The organism is Pseudomonas sp. Irchel 3H7 (assembly GCF_900187605.1).
GTDB lineage: Bacteria > Pseudomonadota > Gammaproteobacteria > Pseudomonadales > Pseudomonadaceae > Aquipseudomonas.
Map to the genome: position 1 here is coordinate 227,586 of NZ_FYEA01000004.1, position 18,636 is coordinate 246,221.

At 58.9% G+C, this 18,636-nt stretch carries 20 protein-coding genes; 10 read left to right on the top strand and 10 right to left on the bottom strand.

Going from position 1 to position 18,636, the window contains the following annotated elements:
- Positions 1-216: 216 nt before the first annotated feature.
- Complete coding sequence (gene rlmF / locus CKW38_RS09535; protein WP_095112592.1) at positions 217-1,236, top strand: 23S rRNA (adenine(1618)-N(6))-methyltransferase RlmF; 1,020 nt, start codon at positions 217-219, stop codon at positions 1,234-1,236.
- Between the two features lie 196 nt (positions 1,237-1,432).
- On the opposite strand, the gene CKW38_RS09540 is transcribed toward rlmF, so the two are convergent.
- Entirely contained in the window at positions 1,433-1,714 is a 282-nt protein-coding gene (locus tag CKW38_RS09540; protein WP_003221909.1) for an HU family DNA-binding protein, read from the bottom strand.
- Positions 1,715-2,109: 395 nt separating this feature from the next.
- Here CKW38_RS09540 and yejK point away from each other — a divergent pair, with 395 nt between their 5' ends.
- Complete coding sequence (gene yejK / locus CKW38_RS09545; RefSeq protein WP_007909053.1) at positions 2,110-3,114, top strand: nucleoid-associated protein YejK; 1,005 nt, start codon at positions 2,110-2,112, stop codon at positions 3,112-3,114.
- On the top strand, positions 3,114-3,464 hold the full coding sequence (locus tag CKW38_RS09550; protein ID WP_095112594.1) for a glutaredoxin family protein: 351 nt from the start codon (positions 3,114-3,116) through the stop codon (positions 3,462-3,464). The genes yejK and CKW38_RS09550 overlap by 1 nt, the downstream gene beginning before the upstream one ends.
- 116 nt (positions 3,465-3,580) lie before the next feature.
- Here the strand turns inward: CKW38_RS09550 and CKW38_RS09555 are convergent, their stop codons facing one another.
- The 5 genes from CKW38_RS09555 to CKW38_RS09575 form a co-directional block, all read right to left on the bottom strand.
- Positions 3,581-4,516 (bottom strand): glutathione S-transferase family protein, encoded by a 936-nt coding sequence (locus CKW38_RS09555; RefSeq protein WP_095112595.1) that lies wholly within the window; start codon positions 4,514-4,516, stop codon positions 3,581-3,583.
- A gap of 84 nt (positions 4,517-4,600) precedes the next feature.
- Positions 4,601-4,903, bottom strand: coding sequence for a GIY-YIG nuclease family protein (locus CKW38_RS09560; protein WP_007909056.1), 303 nt, complete (start codon positions 4,901-4,903; stop codon positions 4,601-4,603).
- Positions 4,904-4,942: 39 nt separating this feature from the next.
- Positions 4,943-5,413, bottom strand: coding sequence for a nuclear transport factor 2 family protein (locus CKW38_RS09565; protein WP_007909058.1), 471 nt, complete (start codon positions 5,411-5,413; stop codon positions 4,943-4,945).
- A 204-nt stretch (positions 5,414-5,617) separates the two neighbouring features.
- Positions 5,618-6,922, bottom strand: coding sequence for a CynX/NimT family MFS transporter (locus CKW38_RS09570; protein ID WP_007909060.1), 1,305 nt, complete (start codon positions 6,920-6,922; stop codon positions 5,618-5,620).
- On the bottom strand, positions 6,912-7,571 hold the full coding sequence (locus tag CKW38_RS09575; protein ID WP_007949914.1) for a FadR/GntR family transcriptional regulator: 660 nt from the start codon (positions 7,569-7,571) through the stop codon (positions 6,912-6,914). Before CKW38_RS09575 ends, CKW38_RS09570 begins: the two co-directional genes overlap by 11 nt.
- Positions 7,572-7,737: 166 nt before the next feature.
- On the opposite strand from CKW38_RS09575, the gene CKW38_RS09580 reads away from it, so the two are divergent.
- Both CKW38_RS09580 and CKW38_RS09585 read left to right on the top strand, forming a co-directional pair.
- Entirely contained in the window at positions 7,738-8,049 is a 312-nt protein-coding gene (locus tag CKW38_RS09580; RefSeq protein ID WP_007914355.1) for a type II toxin-antitoxin system MqsR family toxin, read from the top strand.
- A complete protein-coding gene (locus tag CKW38_RS09585) occupies positions 8,046-8,537 on the top strand; it encodes a type II TA system antitoxin MqsA family protein (protein ID WP_095112600.1) in 492 nt (163 codons plus the stop codon). The genes CKW38_RS09580 and CKW38_RS09585 overlap by 4 nt, the downstream gene beginning before the upstream one ends.
- A 51-nt stretch (positions 8,538-8,588) precedes the next feature.
- Here CKW38_RS09585 and CKW38_RS09590 read toward each other — a convergent pair whose 3' ends face one another.
- The 4 genes from CKW38_RS09590 to CKW38_RS09605 form a co-directional block, all read right to left on the bottom strand.
- On the bottom strand, positions 8,589-9,353 hold the full coding sequence (locus CKW38_RS09590; RefSeq protein ID WP_007914351.1) for an amino acid ABC transporter ATP-binding protein: 765 nt from the start codon (positions 9,351-9,353) through the stop codon (positions 8,589-8,591).
- Between the two features lie 11 nt (positions 9,354-9,364).
- The gene (locus CKW38_RS09595; RefSeq protein ID WP_095112603.1) at positions 9,365-10,459 is read right to left on the bottom strand and encodes an amino acid ABC transporter permease; all 1,095 of its coding nucleotides are present in this window, start codon (positions 10,457-10,459) and stop codon (positions 9,365-9,367) included.
- Between the two features lie 10 nt (positions 10,460-10,469).
- Positions 10,470-11,651: an amino acid ABC transporter permease gene (locus tag CKW38_RS09600; RefSeq protein ID WP_095112605.1), complete on the bottom strand. Its 1,182-nt coding sequence runs from the start codon at positions 11,649-11,651 to the stop codon at positions 10,470-10,472.
- 66 nt (positions 11,652-11,717) lie between these two features.
- Entirely contained in the window at positions 11,718-12,749 is a 1,032-nt protein-coding gene (locus CKW38_RS09605; protein ID WP_007914328.1) for an amino acid ABC transporter substrate-binding protein, read from the bottom strand.
- Positions 12,750-13,217: 468 nt separating this feature from the next.
- Between CKW38_RS09605 and CKW38_RS09610 the strand changes: the two genes are divergently transcribed.
- The 5 genes from CKW38_RS09610 (at position 13,218) to CKW38_RS09630 (ending at position 18,540) form a co-directional block, all read left to right on the top strand.
- The gene (locus CKW38_RS09610) at positions 13,218-13,874 is read left to right on the top strand and encodes an alpha/beta hydrolase (RefSeq protein WP_007914327.1); all 657 of its coding nucleotides are present in this window, start codon (positions 13,218-13,220) and stop codon (positions 13,872-13,874) included.
- A gap of 97 nt (positions 13,875-13,971) precedes the next feature.
- Positions 13,972-15,450 (top strand): ATP-dependent RNA helicase RhlB, encoded by a 1,479-nt coding sequence (gene rhlB, locus CKW38_RS09615; protein WP_007914326.1) that lies wholly within the window; start codon positions 13,972-13,974, stop codon positions 15,448-15,450.
- A gap of 137 nt (positions 15,451-15,587) precedes the next feature.
- Positions 15,588-16,532: an ornithine cyclodeaminase family protein gene (locus CKW38_RS09620; RefSeq protein WP_095112607.1), complete on the top strand. Its 945-nt coding sequence runs from the start codon at positions 15,588-15,590 to the stop codon at positions 16,530-16,532.
- A 160-nt stretch (positions 16,533-16,692) separates the two neighbouring features.
- The gene (locus tag CKW38_RS09625; RefSeq protein WP_095112609.1) at positions 16,693-17,820 is read left to right on the top strand and encodes an FAD-binding oxidoreductase; all 1,128 of its coding nucleotides are present in this window, start codon (positions 16,693-16,695) and stop codon (positions 17,818-17,820) included.
- Positions 17,821-17,913: 93 nt separating this feature from the next.
- Entirely contained in the window at positions 17,914-18,540 is a 627-nt protein-coding gene (locus CKW38_RS09630) for a transcriptional regulator (protein WP_007914317.1), read from the top strand.
- The last annotated feature ends 96 nt before the right edge of the window (positions 18,541-18,636 follow it).

The following is an 18,636-nucleotide window of genomic DNA, read 5'->3' on the forward strand; positions in this document are numbered from 1 at the left end:
TTATGGTTCCCGCCACCTTCCCCTGTAGGAGCTGCCGAAGGCTGCGATCTTTTGATCTTGTTTTTCAGGATCAAGATCAAAAGATCGCAGCCTTCGGCAGCTCCTACATAAATCAAAATCCCCAAGTCCAAGGTCATGGGTCACAGGTTCGGCGCATGGCTCATCAATGTGGGACAATACCCGCCACTTTCAGCCATACCCGAATCGACCACGCCCATGAACGCCCCCCGCACACCCAAACCTGCGCGCAAGAAGCCTGACACCGCGACCCCGGCCAAGACCGTCGAGCCGCGTGAAAAGGCCAGCCTGCACCCGCGCAATCGCCATCAGGGTCGTTACGACTTCCCGGCGCTAATCAAGACCACGCCGGAACTGGCGAAGTTCGTGATCACCAACCCGTACGGCAAGGAAAGCATCGACTTTGCCAGCCCCGATGCGGTGCGCGTGTTCAACCGGGCGCTGCTCAAGTCGTTCTATGGCATCCAGCATTGGGACATCCCGGCAGATTACCTCTGCCCGCCTGTTCCGGGCCGTGCCGATTACGTGCACTTCCTTGCGGATTTGCTGGCCAGCATGAACGACGGCAAGGTCCCGCGCGGTGCGATCGTCAACGTGCTGGACATCGGCATGGGCGCCAACTGCGTGTATCCGCTGATCGGTAACAGTGAATACCGCTGGCACTTCCTCGGCTCGGAGATCGACCCGACGGCCGTTGCCGCTGCAACGGCCATCGTCCAGTCCAACGATCTGAACAAGGTCATCAAGCTGCGCCAGCAGGAGAACCGCAAGCACATCCTGATTGGTCTGTTGGAACCGGGCGAGCGCTTCGACCTGACCATGTGCAACCCGCCGTTCCACGCCTCGATGGATGAAGCGACCAAGGGCAGCGAGCGCAAATGGCGCGCACTGGGCAAGGCCGACCCGAAACGCAAACTGCCGGTGCTGAACTTCGGCGGCCAGTCGGCTGAGCTGTGGTGTGAAGGCGGTGAAGCGCGCTTCGTGACGCAATTGATCGCCGAGAGCGCGAATTTCCAGCATAAAGTGCTGTGGTTCAGCACCTTGGTGTCGAAAGCGTCGAACCTGCCGGCCATTGAAACCGCGCTGAAGAAGGCCGGAGTGCTGGAAAGCCAGGTCGTGGAGATGTCTCAGGGCCAGAAGCAAAGCCGTTTCGTCGCCTGGACGTTCCAGACCAAGTCCGAGCAGCAGATCTGGCGCCGCGAGCGCTGGGTTCGCTGATAGCTGCGCAGATGCCCCTGTAGGAGCTGCGGCACGCTGCGATCTTTTGATCTTGATCCTGAAGAACAAGATCAAAAGATCGCAGCCTCGTTTCACTCGACAGCTCCTACAAGGCGGTCTCATTCCTCGCCAAATCGCAGACACAAAAAAACCGTGCCCGGATCGCTCCGGTGCACGGTTTTTTTATCGCTGCGTCTTACTTGTTCACAGCGTCGGTCAGGCCTTTGGCCACAACCAGCTTGATCACTTTCTTAGCAGGGATTTCGATGGCAGCGCCAGTCGAAGGGTTACGGCCAGTGCGGGCAGGACGCTCGGTCACTTTCAGCTTGCCGATACCTGGCAAGGTGATTTCGCCGCCGTTTTCCAGCTGATCGGCAACGATTTGGCCCAGTTGGTCCAGAGCGTTACGCGCGGTGGTTTTCGGCGCGTCGATAGCTTCAGCGATGTCGGCGATCAGTTGGTCTTTAGTAAGAGCCATGTAGTGTTCCTTCCCTATCAAATTCATATGGATTGCAGAGTGCAGTGTCAGCCATCGAGCCCGATCTTCTGGATCTGGCACCCTCGGCGATAACCACGACGAGTCGGGTTATAGATACCGAAATCAGGGTTTGGTTCGACCTGACAAATGCTGATTGCACGCTTAACGCAGTGACTTCGCGTAAGACCGGGCAAAACTAGCACAGAGCCGGGGAAATATCCGCCTCTAGCTACCCATTTGGTCAGCTTTATTGCGCTAAATCGGTAAAAAACTGCATAAGCGCCAGAGCGCGCCCCGGTTTTGCCCTACAACCCGCGCCAAAACCAGTGGTTGCGGTACACTGGGCGCTTTTTCGGGGGAGCCTGCCCTCCTCCCTTCCAACAGCCGAGAAGCCCATGCCGATCCGTCATTGCATCGTCCACCTGATCGACAAAAAACCCGACGGCACACCCGCAGTTCTGCACGCCCGTGACACGGAACTGGCCGAGTCTGCAGCCATCGAAAACATGCTCGCCGACCTCAACGAGAGCTACAACGCCAAACAGGGCAAAGCCTGGGGCCTGTTCCATCCGGAGTCCGGCGCGTTCCCCTTCAGCGGCTGGCTGAAGGAATACATGGAGGGCGGCAAGGACTTCACTGCGTTCAGCAAAGTCGCGGTCGAACACCTGCAAAAACTGATGGAAGAGTCGAATCTGTCGGTCGGCGGACACGTGCTGTTCGCCCACTATCAGCAAGGCATGACCGATTACCTGGCCATCGCCCTGCTGCACCACAGCGAAGGCGTGGCAGTGACCGATGAACTGGACGTGACCCCGTCGCGCCACCTTGACCTAGGTCAGTTGCACCTGGCGGCGCGGATCAACGTCTCTGAATGGCAGAACAACAAGCAGTCCAAGCAATACATCTCGTTCATCAAGGGCAAGAACGGCAAAAAGGTTTCGGAATACTTCCGCGACTTTATCGGCTGCCAGGAAGGCGTCGACGGCCCGGGCGAGACCCGGACTCTGCTCAAGGCTTTCAGCGACTTCGTCGAGAGCGAAGACCTGCCGGAAGAATCCGCTCGCGAGAAGACCAAGACCCTGGTCGATTACGCCAGCAGCCAGGCCAAACTCGGCGAACCGATGGGTCTGGAAGAGTTGTCCGAGCTGATCGACGAAGAACGCCCGAAAGCCTTCTACGATCACATCCGCAACAAGGACTACGGCCTGTCGCCTGAAATTCCGGCGGACAAACGCACCCTGAATCAATTCCGCCGCTTCACCGGCCGCGCCGAAGGCCTGTCGATCAGCTTTGAAGCGCACCTGCTGGGTTCGAAGATCGAATACGACGAAGAGGCTGGCACCCTGGTGATCAAAGGCCTGCCAACGTCGCTCACCGATCAGTTGAAGCGGCGTAACTGATGCTCGGCAATGTGCTGAAGAAGGTTGCACTGGTTCTGCTGGTGGTCGTGGTTTATCAGAACTGGGGCAAGATCGAGCGGGTGTTCAACCCGTCACAAATGGTCTCGGAGCAGACACGGGCGCAGGCCAATGTCGTGCTCTACGCCACTGACTGGTGCGGCTACTGCAAGCAGACCAAACGCTTTCTCGACAGCAAGGGGATTGCGTTCAAGGAGTTCGATATCGAGAAGGATGCCGAGGCGCGCAAGGCGTATGAGGCATTGGGTGGACGCGGGATTCCGTTGATCGATGTGAACGGCACATTGATTCGCGGGTTTGACCCGGACGAAATCCTCGCCGCACTGAAATAACCTGTAGGAGTGAGCCTGCTCGCGATAGCGGTGTGTCAGTCGATAAATCCGCCGATTGACACACCGCTATCGCGAGCAGGCTCACTCCTACAAAGTTTTGCTACAGACTTGAGAGATCAGCGGGCTTCGATACGAAAACCAAAGCGCGGGAAGTGCACATGCACCACGCCGCCGCGCTCGTCTTCGCGCCGAATGATCAACTCTTCGCTGCCGGCAAACAGCAACTCACCCACCACCGGATCAACCCCGTAATCCGTCGCAGCAATCGCCACCTGCTGACCAGCCTTGAAACCGTTCGGATCAACGAACTGCTCATCCGGCAATGCTGCCGGTGTCGCCTTGCGTGCAACCTCAAGCGCCTCTTCCGACGTCATCGCACTGGCTGCGCCATGACCAAAGCCCAGCACTCGCCCCAACCAGGCTGCAACCGCCGGATACTCATCCACCAGCGGTGCCGTGACGTGAGTCGCTTTCAGGAACCACATGGGATGCGCCAGTGCAAAGTCGGCAATCGACGGCTCGCCAAACAGAAAGTCACCCTGCTCGCGTTGCAACTGCTGCTCCAGCCGCGCCATGATCGTCGGCCACTGATGCTTGGCTTGTTCGGCAGACAAACGCGTGGCGCTGCCACCACTGAACAGACCGGCACGGTCGGCGATAAAAGCTTTGATCGCTTCCGGTGGCAGCTTGGCGAAACGCACGGCAACCGATTCCGGCTGGAACACCAGACTCACGGCATGCTGGAACACCACCGAATCAGCCCAAGTGGCAAAACTCGCGGAGGTGAACTCCTGACCTTCAGGGAAGAACGCCGGCAAAGCCTTTTCCTGCTCCAGGCGCCGCGCGATTAACGATGTGTCGCAATAGATGTCAGCGCCAATCTGCAACACCGGTGTCTTGCGGTAGCCGCCAGTCAGCGCGGTCAGATCCGGTTTCGGCATCACCGGCGAAATATGCACCGAGCGCCACGACAAGCCTTTGAAACCCAGCAGCAGGCGGGCCTTCTCGGCAAATGGGGAGGTCGGGTAGTGGTGCAGAATCAACTCGGACATGCTCGGCTCCGCCGCTCAGATAGTGAGCCAGCAGCTTAGCGCGCATTTGCTTAGCAGCCTACAGATCTGCCTGATGGGAACCAATCAGTCAGATTGATAAGACGCAACTAGGCATTCCTTTGCGCTTTTCTTGAGCTTTTTGATCAAGCGTTCCTGACGCAACGCATCGCTCTTGTCGCGGCACAGCTCGGTGTAGACCAGCGCCATCGCCGGGCTGGAGAGGAAGAACCGTGCACCTTTGCCGCTTTGATGCTTGGCGAAACGACGCACCGGGTCATCACTGATCCCGCAGTACAACGAACCATTGGCGGCGCGAACGAGGTAGACGAACCAGGATTTGCTCACGGGTTCGGCGACATCGACAGATTTTTCGCTAAGGCTGGTCACTTCGGGATCTAGACGTGTAGGAAACAGGCGGCGATCTTATCAGCGACCGGCCTGAAATGCCTTCAGTCCCTTCAATGCCTGGGCGCGCACGGCGTTGCGCACCAGCGGCGTCCAGCCCAGTAGCAGGCCTTTGAAACCGAGCGCCTGACGCGACCAGCGCCACAGATCAAAATGATCGTGGTGCTCGCAGATCTTGCCGTCACGGAACACGAAGCGGGCCTGGATATCGTTGACCACGACGTTGCCGGTCTGGCTGAACAGGTAGGTTGCGACCCAATGTGCACCGCCGCTGCGTTCATCGGCACGAACGTTGTCGAAGGTCAGCGAGAAGTCTTTGGCGCGGGTAGTGAGCATGCGCCACATGTCGCCGGCATCGCGGCCACGCAGTTCGCCGAAGGCCGGGTCGCTGAACACTACATCGTCGGTGTAGCAGGCGGCCATGGCTTCGGCGTCGAGGCGCTGGAAGGCCTGGTAGAAGCGGGTGATCAACGCGGCGTGGGCTTCGCTCATGGGCAATCTCCAAGATAGGTACAGATTGCCAGCACGATAGTCTGCAATGTGCAGAAACACTATCGGCATTCGCAAACCGAATACCCGCTGTACACAAAACCCATGTAGGAGTGAGCCTGCTCGCGATAGCGGAGTGTCAGTCAGCGCAACGTTGACTGGTATAAAGCTATCGCGAGCAGGCTCACTCCTACAGTTTGAACCGCGTCAGATCTTCTCGCTTTGCACTTGCACGTACAGCGCACGCCCGGCGCCAAGCCCGGCGATGATCGCACCTGTACCGATGATGCCAAAGATCCAGCCGACGGCATTCCAGCCGCCGGTCCAGTCATGCACCACGCCGACCGCGAACGGCCCCATCGACGCCAGCGTGTAACCAAAACCCTGAGACATGCTCGACAGGTTCGCCGCGACATGTGAATCCCGCGAGCGCAACACGATCAAGGTCAGCGCCAGACTGAACGTACCGCCCTGCCCCAGACCCAACAGAATCGCCCAGCCCCACAGCCCTTCGATCGGCGCATACAGACAACCGAACAGACCGCCGAGGGTCAGCGCCATCACCACCACAATCGCCAGACGCTGATCCTTGCCGCGAGTGGCCAGCCACGGCGCAGCCAGTGAACTGGCCAGTTGAATGATCACCGAACCGGACAACACCAGACCGGCCTGGGTTGGCGTCAGTCCACGACCAATCAGGATCGACGGTAACCAGCCGAAGACGATGTAGGCCAGCGATGATTGCAGGCCCATGTACAAGGTCACTTGCCAGGCCAGCGGATCACGCAGCAGACCGCGTACGCGGTATGCAACATTGTGCGCGCCATGTTTCTGCCCGACTTGCGGCAACCAGAACACCGCTGCAACCAACGCCGGAATCACCCAGAAACCCAGGCCCATCGCCCAGCTACCACCGAAATGCTCACTCAGCGGCACGCTGGAACCTGCCGCCATCGCTGCGCCCAGGCACAGCGCCATGGTGTAGACACCGGTCATGGTGCCGGCGTGTTTGGCGAAATCGCGTTTGACGATGCCCGGCAACAGAACGCCGATGATGCCAATACTGGCACCACCCAATACGCTGCCGGCGAACAGGCCGATCTCACCGAAGTTGCTGCGCAAAATGATCCCGCCCGCCAGTGTCAGCAAAATCCCCAGCACCACCCGCTCAGCACCAAAACGTCGCGCCAGAATCGGTGCCAGTGGCGCAAACAAACCGAGGCACAACACCGGCAGCGTAGTCAGCAGACCGGCCTGAGCCGCCGACAAGCCAAGACTTTTCGACACATCGCTGAGCAGCGGCGCCATGCTCGACAGCGCCGGACGCAAGTTCAGCGCCACCAGAATCAAGCCGAGCAGCAACAACCACGGCCGGCGCACCAGCGGATGGCTCTGTTGGACTTGCTCGTCGTCAGCCTCGGCGTCGATCAGCAGTTCTTCAAGTTCTGCCGTGCGCTTCGGGGCTGTGGATATCTCGGTGCGGGACATGGATTTCTCGGTTTCAAGGTTCATTGATCAACTGCCTCGACAAAGCTTTGGCCCGTTCCGGGTCGCGTTGCTCGACCGCATCGAGCAACGCGATGTGCAGGTCGAACACTTCCTGACGGCGCGGGACGATGTTCAGGGTCTGCCGCAATTGCGCGCCGACGATGCTGGAAAAGTAGCGATACAGCTCGCTGAGGGTCGGGTTGTGCGCGGCGTCGACCAGACGGCGGTGGAACACCAGATCGCAGGCGATATAGGTGTCGAGATCGCCGTGGTAGTGGCTGCCGCTGGTGCCGAGCGCTTCACGCAATGCGACGAGGTCTTCGTCGGTGCGGCGCAATGCCGCCAAACCGATCGCTTCGACTTCGAGGATGTGGCGGGTTTCCCGCGCCTGTTCCAGCGAGCATTGCGACAGCGCTTTCAAGGTATCCATCGGATCGACCACTGCGCGCAAGTAACTGCCATCGCCCTGGCGAATCTCGATCAGCCCGGAAAACGCCAATACGCGCATGGCTTCGCGCACGGTGTTGCGGCTGATGCCCAGTTCGGCGCACAGCTCGGGTTCGGTCGGCAAACGCTCGCCAACCTGCCAGGCACCGCCGTTGATGCGCTGACGAAGTTGATCCAAGGCCTGATCGACCAGGGATCGTTTGATGAGTGGAGAAATGTCTGACATAGGATTCGCCCTTTCATCCAATCATAGGATGAATTTTCTGACATGTTAGTCAGACCCGTGTAGGACGGCAACCACCTAGGGTCAATCGGAGACACATGAAGCGGTATTTTCGATTGGTCAAAATTACCCTTTAAGGGTAATTTCAGGGACAGGGTTTTGGTTTCTTATGGAAAAGAACACACCCCATTACGACTTGGCGGTGATCAAGGCGGAAGTCAGACGACTTGGCAGACAAGCTTTCACCAAGACCGCGGACAAAACCGGTCTCGATCTCGGTTTTAGCTTCGCAGAAATGCAGGAGATCGTTTTCGAGTTGCAGAACAGGATGTTGTACAAATCGATGACCACCTATGACGATCATCGAGTCTGGCAGGACGTGTATCACATCAACTCAAAAGGCCTGGAGATTTACATCAAGGTGACATACCGCCCTGCCGGCGGCGCACCGGTAATCTCCTTCAAGGAGAAAAACCCATGAAAACCCGGCAATGTTTCAGCTGTGGTGCCCGTGAGGGAATGAGGCATTTCGAGGGTCGCGGTGAGACCCTGAGTGTCAAAGGCATGGAGCGCCGCGTAGATGATCTCGCTGGCTGGGAATGCCGGCAGTGCGGGGAAATCGAGTGGGATGACGGCACCGATAGCGCTGATCGTTACACGGAAGCAGGCGATGAGCTGGTTATCGCTGCAAGACAAATGATCGGTTCCGAGATGAAGCGCATCCGGCGCAAATTGCACCTGACGCAAAAAGAGACGGTGCAACTGCTGTCAGGTGGAGGCCACAACGCATTTTCCAGGTACGAACGAGGCGAATTGCTGCCGCCGAAGGCGTTGATGCTTTTGATGCGGCTGCTGGATCGTTACCCGCACTTGCTTGCCGATGCGAAAGTCTTGGCCGAAGGGGCTGACTTGAGAGGTGCGTTCAAGTACACCGTGCACAAGGAACACGAAACCCTCACCGCTTCCTGACTCCAAAAAACAAACCCGGCACAAGGCCGGGTTGTTTTTACACACAAACCATCAATGCAAAATCTGACTCAAGAACAGCTTCGTCCGCTCGTTCTGCGGGTTATCGAAGAAGTCATTCGGCGCCGCCTGCTCAACGATTTCACCTTTATCCATGAAGATCACGCGATTGGCCACAGTCCGCGCAAAGCCCATTTCGTGAGTCACGCAAAGCATGGTCATGCCGTCTTCAGCCAGACCGATCATGGTGTCGAGTACTTCCTTCACCATCTCCGGATCGAGCGCTGAAGTCGGTTCATCGAACAGCATGATTTTCGGTTTCATGCACAGGGCGCGGGCGATCGCCACACGCTGTTGCTGACCACCGGACAGTTGCCCCGGAAACTTGTGCGCCTGCTCCGGAATGCGTACGCGCTCCAGGTAATGCATGGCGATTTCCTCGGCCTTGCGCTTGGGCATCTTGCGTACCCACATTGGCGCCAGGGTGCAGTTCTGCAGAATGGTCAGGTGCGGGAACAGGTTGAAGTGCTGGAACACCATGCCGACTTCGCGGCGGATCGCTTCGATCTGCTTGAGGTCGTTGGTCAGTTCCACGCCGTCGACGACGATGCGGCCCTGCTGGTGTTCTTCCAGACGATTGAGGCAGCGAATCGTTGTCGATTTTCCGGAACCCGACGGCCCGCACAGGACGATACGCTCGCCCTGTTTGACGTTGAGGTTGATGTCTTTCAGCACGTGGAACTGGCCGTACCACTTGTTGACGCCCTGCATCTGAATAATGCCTTCAGAACCTGCAGGCTTTTTGATTGCTTCACTCATTTACAGAACTCCTAACGCTTGTGGCCAGTGTCGAGCTTGCGTTCCAGATGCATGGAATAGCGCGACATACCAAAACAGAAAATCCAGAACACCAGGGCGGCGAACACGTAGCCTTCGGTGGCCATGCCCAGCCATTTCGGATCGGCAGCGGCTTGTTTGACGCTGTTGAGCAGGTCAAAGAGGCCGATGATGATCACCAGACTGGTGTCCTTGAACAGCGCAATGAAGGTGTTGACGATGCCGGGAATCACCAGCTTCAGGGCTTGCGGCAGAATCACCAGGCCCATCGAACGCCAGTAACCGAGCCCCATCGCTGCAGCCGCTTCGTACTGGCCTTTGGGGATCGCTTGCAGACCGCCGCGCACCACTTCGGCGACGTACGCCGACTGGAACAGGATCACGCCGATCAGTGCCCGCAGCAGCTTGTCGAAGTTCATGCCTTCAGGCAGGAACAGAGGCAGCATCACCGACGACATGAACAGCACCGTGATCAACGGCACGCCGCGCCAGAATTCGATAAAGGTCACGCAGACCACACGAATCGCCGGCATGTTCGAACGTCGCCCGAGCGCCAGCACAATCCCCAGCGGCAACGCACCGGCGATACCGACAGTGGCGATGACCAGGGTCAGCATCAGGCCGCCCCACTGGCTGGTTGCCACGTTGGTCAGGCCGAAACCGCCGTGCAGCAGGGTGAAGGCAATGATCGGGTAAAGCACCAGAAAGCTCAGCCCGTAGATCGCTTTACGCGGTACGCGCGAGATGAACAATGGCGCCGCGCCGATCACCGCCAGCCACACGGTCAGGTCGACACGCCAGCGCAGTTCCGTCGGGTAGTAGCCGTACATGAACTGGCCGAAGCGCTGCTGAATGAACACCCAGCAGGCGCCCTCCTTGGTGCAGTCGGCGCGGGTGGTGCCAACCCAGTTGGCATCGACAATCGCCCAACTGAGGATCGGCGGCACCACGAGATAAATCAGGTAGAACGCAAACAGCGTCAGCAGGGTGTTGAGCCAGCTGGAGAACATGTTCGCGCGCATCCACGCCACCACGCCGATGCTGCTGTTCGGTGGGGGCATGTCGGGTTTGAAAGTATGAGTACTCATGCGCTTTTCCTTACCGCTCGATCAGCGCAATGCGCTTGTTGTACCAGTTCATCAGCAGGGAAATGCTGATACTGATCGCTAGGTACACGCTCATGGTGATGGCAATCACCTCGATCGCCTGACCGGTCTGGTTAAGCACCGTGCCGGCGAACAGCGACACCATTTCCGGGTAACCGATACCGGCTGCCAGCGAGGAGTTCTTCGCCAGGTTGAGGTATTGGCTGGTCAGCGGCGGAATGATCACGCGCAGAGCTTGCGGAATGATCACTTTGCGCAGGGTCGGGCCGTTGCGCAGGCCGAGGGAACGCGCGGCTTCGGTCTGGCCGTGGCTGACCGACTTGATCCCGGAACGCACGATCTCGGCGATGAACGCCGCGGTGTACACGGTCAAGGCCAGGGTCAACGCGAGCAGTTCCGGGATCAGCACCCAGCCGCCAACAAAGTTGAAGCCTTTAAGCTCGGGCATTTCCCAATGCAGCGGAGCGCCGAAGATCAGTGCGCACAAGGTCGGGATCACCAGCAGAATCGCCAGACCGACCCAGAACTTGTGAAACGGCACGCCGGTTTCTTCAAAGCGTTTGTTGGCCCAGCGGGTCATCAGCACGATGCCGACAATGGCCACCACAATGCTGATCACGAACGCCCAGAAACCATCAGCCGCCAGTGCGGCCGGCATGTTCAGGCCACGGCTGCTGACGAAGAAGGTGTCGCCGAAGTTATGGCTGCTGCGCGGCCCCGGCATGGTCAGGAACACCGCGAAGTACCAGAACAGGATTTGCAGCAGCGGCGGAATGTTGCGGAACACTTCCACATACACGGTCGCCAGTTTGCTGATGATCCAGTTCTGCGACAGCCGCGCCACACCGATGATGAACCCGAGGATCGTCGCCAGAACCACGCCGATTACAGTCACCAACAGGGTATTGAGAAGACCGATGACAAAGACGCGGGCATAGCTGTCCGCTTCGGTGTAGTCGATCAGGTGTTGAGCGATGCCGAATCCGGCACTGCGCTCCAGAAAGCCGAAACCGGAGGTAATGCCCCGGTGCTGAAGGTTGGTTTGCGTGTTGTCGAACAAGTACCAGCCCAGCGAGACCACCGCCACAACGGTGATGATCTGGAATAGCCACGCACGCACTCGTGGATCGCTGAGGCTGAGCCTCTGCTTTGGTGCGCCGATTGAATTTTGCATGAAGTGCCCCGGAAAAAATGGAACAAGAACATCACCCGGCGGTTGGCCCGCCGGGTGATAGAACCATTAGCGCACTGGTGGTGCGTACTGAATGCCGCCGTTGTTCCACAGGGCGTTCAAGCCGCGGTCGATTTCCAGCGGAGTGCTCTTGCCGAGGTTTTTCTCGAAGATCTCGCCGTAGTTGCCGACTTGTTTGACGATCTGCACAACCCAGTCTTTCGGCAGTTTCAGGTCTTTGCCGTATTCGCCGTCAGCGCCGAGCATACGGGCGACGTCCGGGTTCTTGGTCGATTTGGCTTCAGCTTCGACGTTCTTCGAAGTGATGCCGGCTTCTTCGGTGTTGAGCAGCGCGTAGCCAACCCAACGGACGATGGCCAGCCACTCGTCGTCGCCATTACGTACGACCGGGCCCAGTGGTTCTTTGGAAATGGTTTCCGGCAGAACCACGTAGTCCTTCGGCGATGCCAGCTTGGAGCGCTGGGCGAACAGTTGGGACTTGTCGGAGGTCAGCACGTCGCAACGACCGGATTCCAGCGATTTGGCGCTTTCATCGGAGGTGTCGAAAGTGATCGGGGTGTATTTCAGACCGTTGCCACGGAAGTAGTCGGAAACGTTCAGCTCGGTGGTGGTACCGGCCTGGATGCAGATGGTTGCACCGTCCAGCTCTTTGGCACTTTTCACGCCCAGCTTGTTGTTCACCAGGAAGCCGATGCCGTCGTAGTAGGTAATGAAGCCCGGGAATTTCAGGCCCATGCCCGCGTCACGCGAACTGGTCATGGTGGTGTTGCGCGACAGGATGTCGATCTCGCCCGATTGCAGCGCGGTGAAGCGCTCCTTGGCGTTCAACTGACTGAATTTGACCTTGGTCGCGTCGCCGAATACGGCAGCGGCCACAGCGCGGCAGACGTCAGCGTCGATCCCGAGGATCTTGCCGGTCGCGTCCGGTACCGAGAAGCCCGGCAGACCGTCGCTCACGCCACACTGCACGAAACCTTTCTTCTGCACTGCATCCAGGGTTGCACCCGCCTGAGCGAACCCGCTGACACCGAGTACTGTTGCTGCAGTCACGATGGCCAGGGTGGATTTCAACATCTTCATTCAAACCTCCAGTTTTGCTCTTGTTGTGTCGGAGCTTGAGTCCAGTCGCACCCTTTTGAGGCGTTGTTGACCCGTGTTGGCTTTTTTTGGGGTCAACCGACGTAAGACCTTCGCTATGAGTCTAGTAGGAGAAAATCCACATCATGGACAACTCACTTCTCACCAATCGGCCGAACGGGCTGTAGCCCTTTCACGTTCGCTGCGCCCGTAGCGGCCATTGGCGAACATCCATCACCGGATTCTTTGCCATCCCGTCGCGGGTCGTACACTGATAGTGTTACCGCCACGCGTAGGATGCTTCGTACAGAACCTTCCATAGCAAAGCCCGTACCACACCTGTCACGGAATCGATTCGGCGACAGGTCAATAGCAAAACTTGTAACCTTGCGACATCTTCTTAACGGATCAACCGGGCGCGCACTCGAATCACGCACTTATTGAGAGCGCCCGCACATATTTGGAGCAGACATGACCGAGCCCTTGATTCTTCAGCCTGTTAAGCCCGCAGACGCCTGCGTGATCTGGCTGCACGGCCTCGGCGCCGACCGCTACGACTTCTTGCCGGTAGCGGAAGCGTTGCAGGAAAGCCTGCTGAGCACACGCTTCGTGCTGCCGCAGGCGCCGACGCGTCCAGTGACCATAAATGGCGGATATGCCATGCCCAGCTGGTACGACATTAAAGCCATGAGCCCGGCGCGAGCGATCGACCGTGATGAGCTGGAAGCGTCGGCGGATCGCATCATCGAATTGATCGAAAACCAGCGCGCCAGCGGAATAGACGCCTCGCGGATTTTCCTTGCCGGTTTTTCCCAGGGCGGCGCTGTCGTTTTGCACACCGCTTTTGTGAAATGGCAAGGCGCACTCGGTGGCGTACTTGCTCTGTCGACCTATGCGCCGACGTTCAGCGATGACATGCAACTTTCAGCCAGTCAGCAGCGGATTCCCGCGATATGCCTGCACGGTCAGTTCGACGGCGTGGTACAGAACTCGATGGGACGCAGCGCCTACGAGCATTTGGTGAAGCATGGTGTCACCGTGACATGGCAGGAATACCCAATGGAGCACGAAGTGTTACCCGAGGAAATTCGCGACATTGGTGTCTGGTTGAGTGAGCGCCTGCGCTAAGCGTCGAGATTAAAATCACCCTTTGATCCCTCCTACTACGCCGCGCCCGTTTCTTGCATTACACTGGCCGGCGTACATTCCTTAACCAATTGATGAGATGACCGTGCTCGAAGCACTCAAGAAAATGTTCGGTAAAAGCGAGGCTGAGCAGCTCGCGCCAGTTCCCAGTGCGCCGTCGCACGCCCCCGGTCATCGCAACGATGCGCCCCAGGCCGACCGCCCCGCTGCCGTAGCAGCACCGAAGCAAGACCCGAAACCCGCTCCGGCCGCGCCAATCGCCGCCGAGCCTGCGCGCAGTGAAGAGCCGAAACCGGCCAGAGCGCGTCGCGAACCAAAGCCCAAGGCCCCGGTCATTCCGTGGAAACTCGAAGATTTCGTTGTCGAGCCACAGGAAGGCAAAACCCGCTTCCACGATTTCAATCTTTCACCAGAACTGATGCATGCCATTCAGGATCTGGGCTTCCCGTACTGCACGCCGATCCAGGCGCAGGTGCTGGGTTTCACCCTCGCCGGCAAAGATGCCATTGGTCGCGCGCAGACCGGTACCGGCAAGACCGCCGCGTTCCTGATCTCGATCATCACCCAACTGCTGCAAACGCCGCCGCCGAAAGAACGCTACATGGGCGAACCCCGTGCGCTGATCATCGCGCCGACCCGTGAGCTGGTGGTGCAGATCGCCAAGGATGCCGCTGACCTGACCAAGTACACCGGTCTCAACGTCATGACGTTCGTTGGCGGCATGGACTTCGACAAACAGCTCAAGCACCTCGAAGCGCGTCACTGCGACATTCTCGTGGCGACCCCCGGCCGCCTGCTCGACTTCAACCAGCGCGGCGACGTGCACCTGGACATGGTCGAAGTGATGGTGCTGGACGAAGCCGACCGCATGCTCGACATGGGTTTCATCCCGCAAGTACGCCAGATCATTCGCCAGACCCCGCCGAAGTCCGAGCGCCAGACCCTGCTGTTCTCCGCGACCTTCACCGAAGACGTGATGAACCTGGCCAAGCAATGGACGACCGATCCGTCCATCGTCGAAATCGAAGTCACCAACGTCGCCAGCGAAAACGTCGAGCAACACATCTACGCCGTGGCCGGTGCCGACAAGTACAAATTGCTCTACAACCTGGTCAACGATAATGGCTGGGAGCGGGTGATGGTCTTCGCCAACCGCAAGGACGAAGTGCGCCGTATCGAAGAGCGTCTGGTGCGCGACGGTGTGAATGCTGCGCAGTTGTCCGGCGATGTGCCGCAACACAAACGCATCAAGACCCTCGAAGGTTTCCGCGAAGGCAAGATTCGCGTGCTCGTCGCCACCGATGTGGCCGGTCGCGGCATTCACATCGACGGCATCAGCCACGTGATCAACTTCACCCTGCCGGAAGTCCCGGACGACTACGTGCACCGCATTGGCCGGACCGGTCGTGCTGGCGCCGATGGCGTGTCGATCAGCTTCGCCGGTGAAGACGACTCCTATCAGTTGCCGTCCATCGAAGAGAAGCTCGGTCGCAAGATCAGTTGCGAAACGCCACCGACGCATCTGTTGCGCGCGGTCGAGCGCAAGCGTCCGCAGTAAGCAACGTTTAAAAGAAAAGCGCAGCCGGCAACGGACTGCGCTTTTTTTTCGTCCGGCATTTCATCAGGCCGCTTGCGAGAGATAACTAAAAGTCCATAATAGACAAATTAGTTTATATCCAGACTCCGGAGCCTGATATGTCCAGTACGCCCTACGTGATCGACCAACATCAGGCCCGCGAGCTGCTGGCGCGCATTGATGTGCCGCAGATCCTGCGCAAGCTGTTCCGCGATCTCGCTGCCGGACACGCCGTGCAACCAGCGCAGCAACTGGTGGAGTTCCCGCAGGGTGCCGGCGACTTCATCAACTATCTGGGCGTGTTGGCCGAGGACGGGGTTTACGGCGTGAAGACCTCGCCGTACATCGTTCGCGAGCAAGGTGCGCTGGTAACCGCGTGGACATTGTTGATGTCGATGAAAACCGGGCAGCCGTTGCTGTTGTGTGATGCCGGTGAACTGACCACCGCGCGCACTGCAGCGACTACCGCAGTGGCAGTCGACGCCCTCGCACCGCTGAATGCCACACGACTGGCAATCATCGGCAGTGGCAAGGTTGCGCAGGCGCATCTGCACTATGTGAAATCGCTGCGTGACTGGCAGAGCATCAGCGTGCATTCACCGTCCCTGCTCGAAGACGCTGATACTCAGGCACGGTTGAAAGCCATCGTTGCCGATCTGAACATTGCCGACAACCGCGAAGCCGCCCTTGCCGAGGCCGATGTGATCATGCTCTGCACCTCGTCTGCCGGACCGGTGATCGATCCTGCTGCATTGAGCAAGCCGGCACTGATCACTTCGATCAGCACCAACGCCCCACGCGCCCACGAAGTTCCACCGCAGAGCCTCAACGACATGCAGGTATTCTGCGACTATCGTCTGACCACGCCGGGTTCGGCGGGCGAGATGTTGATTGCCAGTGAACAGCATGGCTGGAGCAAGGATTCGATTGTCGGCGACCTCGCCGATCTGCTCAGCGAAAAAGTGCAGCGCCCGGATTACGACCGCCACGTGTTTTTCCGCTCAATCGGCTTGGGCCTGGAAGACATTGCTCTGGCCAATGCGATTTACCACCTGAACAACTGACCACTGTAGGAGCTGCCGAAGGCTGCGATCTTTTGATCTTGATCTTAAAAAACCAGATCAAAAGATCGCAGCCTTCGGCAGTTCCTACAGGGATCGCATTCCGATTGGGGAGTTGCCAATGACAGATCCCCAGAGAACCCCGATAGTTTTGGAGTTTTTCATGAGCCAGGCAGATTTCATCATCATCGGCGGCGGGATTGCCGGCGCTTCCACCGGTTTCTGGCTGTCGCCGCACGGCAAAGTGATCGTGCTCGAACGCGAATCCCACCCGGCCTATCACTCCACCGGGCGCTCCGCCGCGCTGTTCACCGCCGCTTACGGCACACCGCAAGTACGCGCGCTGACCCAGGCCAGTCGTGAGTTTTTCGATCATCCGCCGGCCGGTTTCTGCGAACACCCGCTGCTGACCCCGCGCGGCGAAATGACCGTGGATTTCACCGGTGACGCTGCCGAACTGAACAACCAATACCTCAGCGCCAAAGCCACCGTGCCGGAGATGCAACTGCTCAGCGCCGACGAAGCCTGCGCGCGGCTACCGATCCTGCGTCGGGAAAAAGTCCACGGCGCGATCTACGATCCGAGCGCCAGCGACATCGACACCGACGCCTTGCATCAGGGCTACCTGCGCGGCATCCGTCGCAATAACGGTGAAGTGCATACCGATTGCGAAGTACTCGGCCTGAGCCGCGACGCCGACGGCCTCTGGCACGTGCAAACCAACGGCCAGACTTTCAGCGCACCGATGATCATCAACGCCGCTGGCGCCTGGGCCGACAAAATCGGCGTTTTGGCCGGTGCCAAGCCGCTGGGCCTGCAACCGAAACGCCGCGCCGCATTTATTTTCGCCGGCCCCGAAGGCGTCGATATTCATCACTGGCCAATGCTGGTCAGCCTCGACGAATCCTTCTATATGAAGCCTGACGCCGGCATGTTCCTCGGCTCGCCGGCCAACGCCGACCCGGTCGAACCTCACGATGTGCAGCCGGAAGAACTGGACATCGCCATGGGCATCTACCAGATCGAAGAAGCCACGACGCTGACCATCCGCCGCCCGACCCGCACCTGGGCCGGGCTGCGCAGTTTCGTTGCCGACGGTGATCTGCTCAGCGGTTTCGATCCGCAGGTGCCAGGTTTGTTCTGGGTCGCCGCGCAAGGTGGCTACGGCATCCAGACTTCGCCGGCGATGGGCCAGGCCAGCGCGGCGTTGGTGCGTGGTCAGCCGCTGCCCGAGCACTTGCTGCAGTTCGGCCTGAGCAGCGCCATGCTCTCCCCTGCCCGCCTCGCCTGATCGTCCACCCGGATGACGCGCCCAACGGATTGCGGCACACTCGCACCGCCTCCTGATCACGGGGGCGTTGACGCTGCCTGGAGCTCCACTGTCATGACCGCCCCTGAATTCGACCCGGCGCTGGATAACTTCCGCGCCATCGCCGATGCCATCGCCACGCTGTTCTTTCCGCACGCCGAAGTGGTGCTGCACGACCTGCGCACGCAGAAGGTCGACTACATCGCCAACAACCTGTCCAAACGCGAGATCGGCGACGACTCGTCACTGGAAGACATGCTCAGCGAGGATGTCAGCGACCGCAATATCGGCCCGTACGAAAAGCTTAACTGGGATGGTCAGAAGATCCGTAGCCTGAGCAGCGTCCTGCGCGACAGCGAAGGTCTGCCGCTGGCGGTGCTGTGCATCAATCTGAATATTTCGCTGTTCGAGAATGCCAAGGCAGCGCTGGACCTGTTCCTCTCACCGAGCAAACTGATCCCGCAACCGGATTCACTGTTTCGCGATGACTGGCAGGAACGCATCAACACCTTCCTTCACGCCTGGCTGCGCGAGCGGCAACTGAGCCTGAATGTGCTGACTCGCGATCACAAACGTGAACTGGTGCTGGCGCTACACGCCGAGGGAGCGTTCAAGGGCAAGAGTGCCTCGAACTATGTGGCCAATGTGCTGAACATGGGGCGGGCGACGGTGTACAAGCATTTGAAGGAATTGAAAGGCTAGAGATTTGCGGTGAGTTCTCTGACGCCATCGCTGGCAAGCCAGCTCTCACAGGTTTTGTGTACGCCGCAAATCCTTGTGGGAGCTGGCTTGCCAGCG

Bases quoted from the DNA above. Each gene is read 5' to 3' on its own strand.
- rlmF (WP_095112592.1), top strand. From the start codon at position 217: ATGAACGCCCCCCGCACACCCAAACCTGCGCGCAAGAAGCCTGACACC.
- CKW38_RS09540 (WP_003221909.1), bottom strand. From the start codon at position 1,714: ATGGCTCTTACTAAAGACCAACTGATCGCCGACATCGCTGAAGCTATC.
- yejK (WP_007909053.1), top strand. From the start codon at position 2,110: ATGCCGATCCGTCATTGCATCGTCCACCTGATCGACAAAAAACCCGAC.
- CKW38_RS09550 (WP_095112594.1), top strand. From the start codon at position 3,114: ATGCTCGGCAATGTGCTGAAGAAGGTTGCACTGGTTCTGCTGGTGGTC.
- CKW38_RS09555 (WP_095112595.1), bottom strand. From the start codon at position 4,516: ATGTCCGAGTTGATTCTGCACCACTACCCGACCTCCCCATTTGCCGAG.
- CKW38_RS09565 (WP_007909058.1), bottom strand. From the start codon at position 5,413: ATGAGCGAAGCCCACGCCGCGTTGATCACCCGCTTCTACCAGGCCTTC.
- CKW38_RS09570 (WP_007909060.1), bottom strand. From the start codon at position 6,922: ATGAACCTTGAAACCGAGAAATCCATGTCCCGCACCGAGATATCCACA.
- CKW38_RS09575 (WP_007949914.1), bottom strand. From the start codon at position 7,571: ATGTCAGACATTTCTCCACTCATCAAACGATCCCTGGTCGATCAGGCC.
- CKW38_RS09580 (WP_007914355.1), top strand. From the start codon at position 7,738: ATGGAAAAGAACACACCCCATTACGACTTGGCGGTGATCAAGGCGGAA.
- CKW38_RS09585 (WP_095112600.1), top strand. From the start codon at position 8,046: ATGAAAACCCGGCAATGTTTCAGCTGTGGTGCCCGTGAGGGAATGAGG.
- CKW38_RS09590 (WP_007914351.1), bottom strand. From the start codon at position 9,353: ATGAGTGAAGCAATCAAAAAGCCTGCAGGTTCTGAAGGCATTATTCAG.
- CKW38_RS09595 (WP_095112603.1), bottom strand. From the start codon at position 10,459: ATGAGTACTCATACTTTCAAACCCGACATGCCCCCACCGAACAGCAGC.
- CKW38_RS09600 (WP_095112605.1), bottom strand. From the start codon at position 11,651: ATGCAAAATTCAATCGGCGCACCAAAGCAGAGGCTCAGCCTCAGCGAT.
- CKW38_RS09605 (WP_007914328.1), bottom strand. From the start codon at position 12,749: ATGAAGATGTTGAAATCCACCCTGGCCATCGTGACTGCAGCAACAGTA.
- CKW38_RS09610 (WP_007914327.1), top strand. From the start codon at position 13,218: ATGACCGAGCCCTTGATTCTTCAGCCTGTTAAGCCCGCAGACGCCTGC.
- rhlB (WP_007914326.1), top strand. From the start codon at position 13,972: ATGACCGTGCTCGAAGCACTCAAGAAAATGTTCGGTAAAAGCGAGGCT.
- CKW38_RS09620 (WP_095112607.1), top strand. From the start codon at position 15,588: ATGTCCAGTACGCCCTACGTGATCGACCAACATCAGGCCCGCGAGCTG.
- CKW38_RS09625 (WP_095112609.1), top strand. From the start codon at position 16,693: ATGAGCCAGGCAGATTTCATCATCATCGGCGGCGGGATTGCCGGCGCT.
- CKW38_RS09630 (WP_007914317.1), top strand. From the start codon at position 17,914: ATGACCGCCCCTGAATTCGACCCGGCGCTGGATAACTTCCGCGCCATC.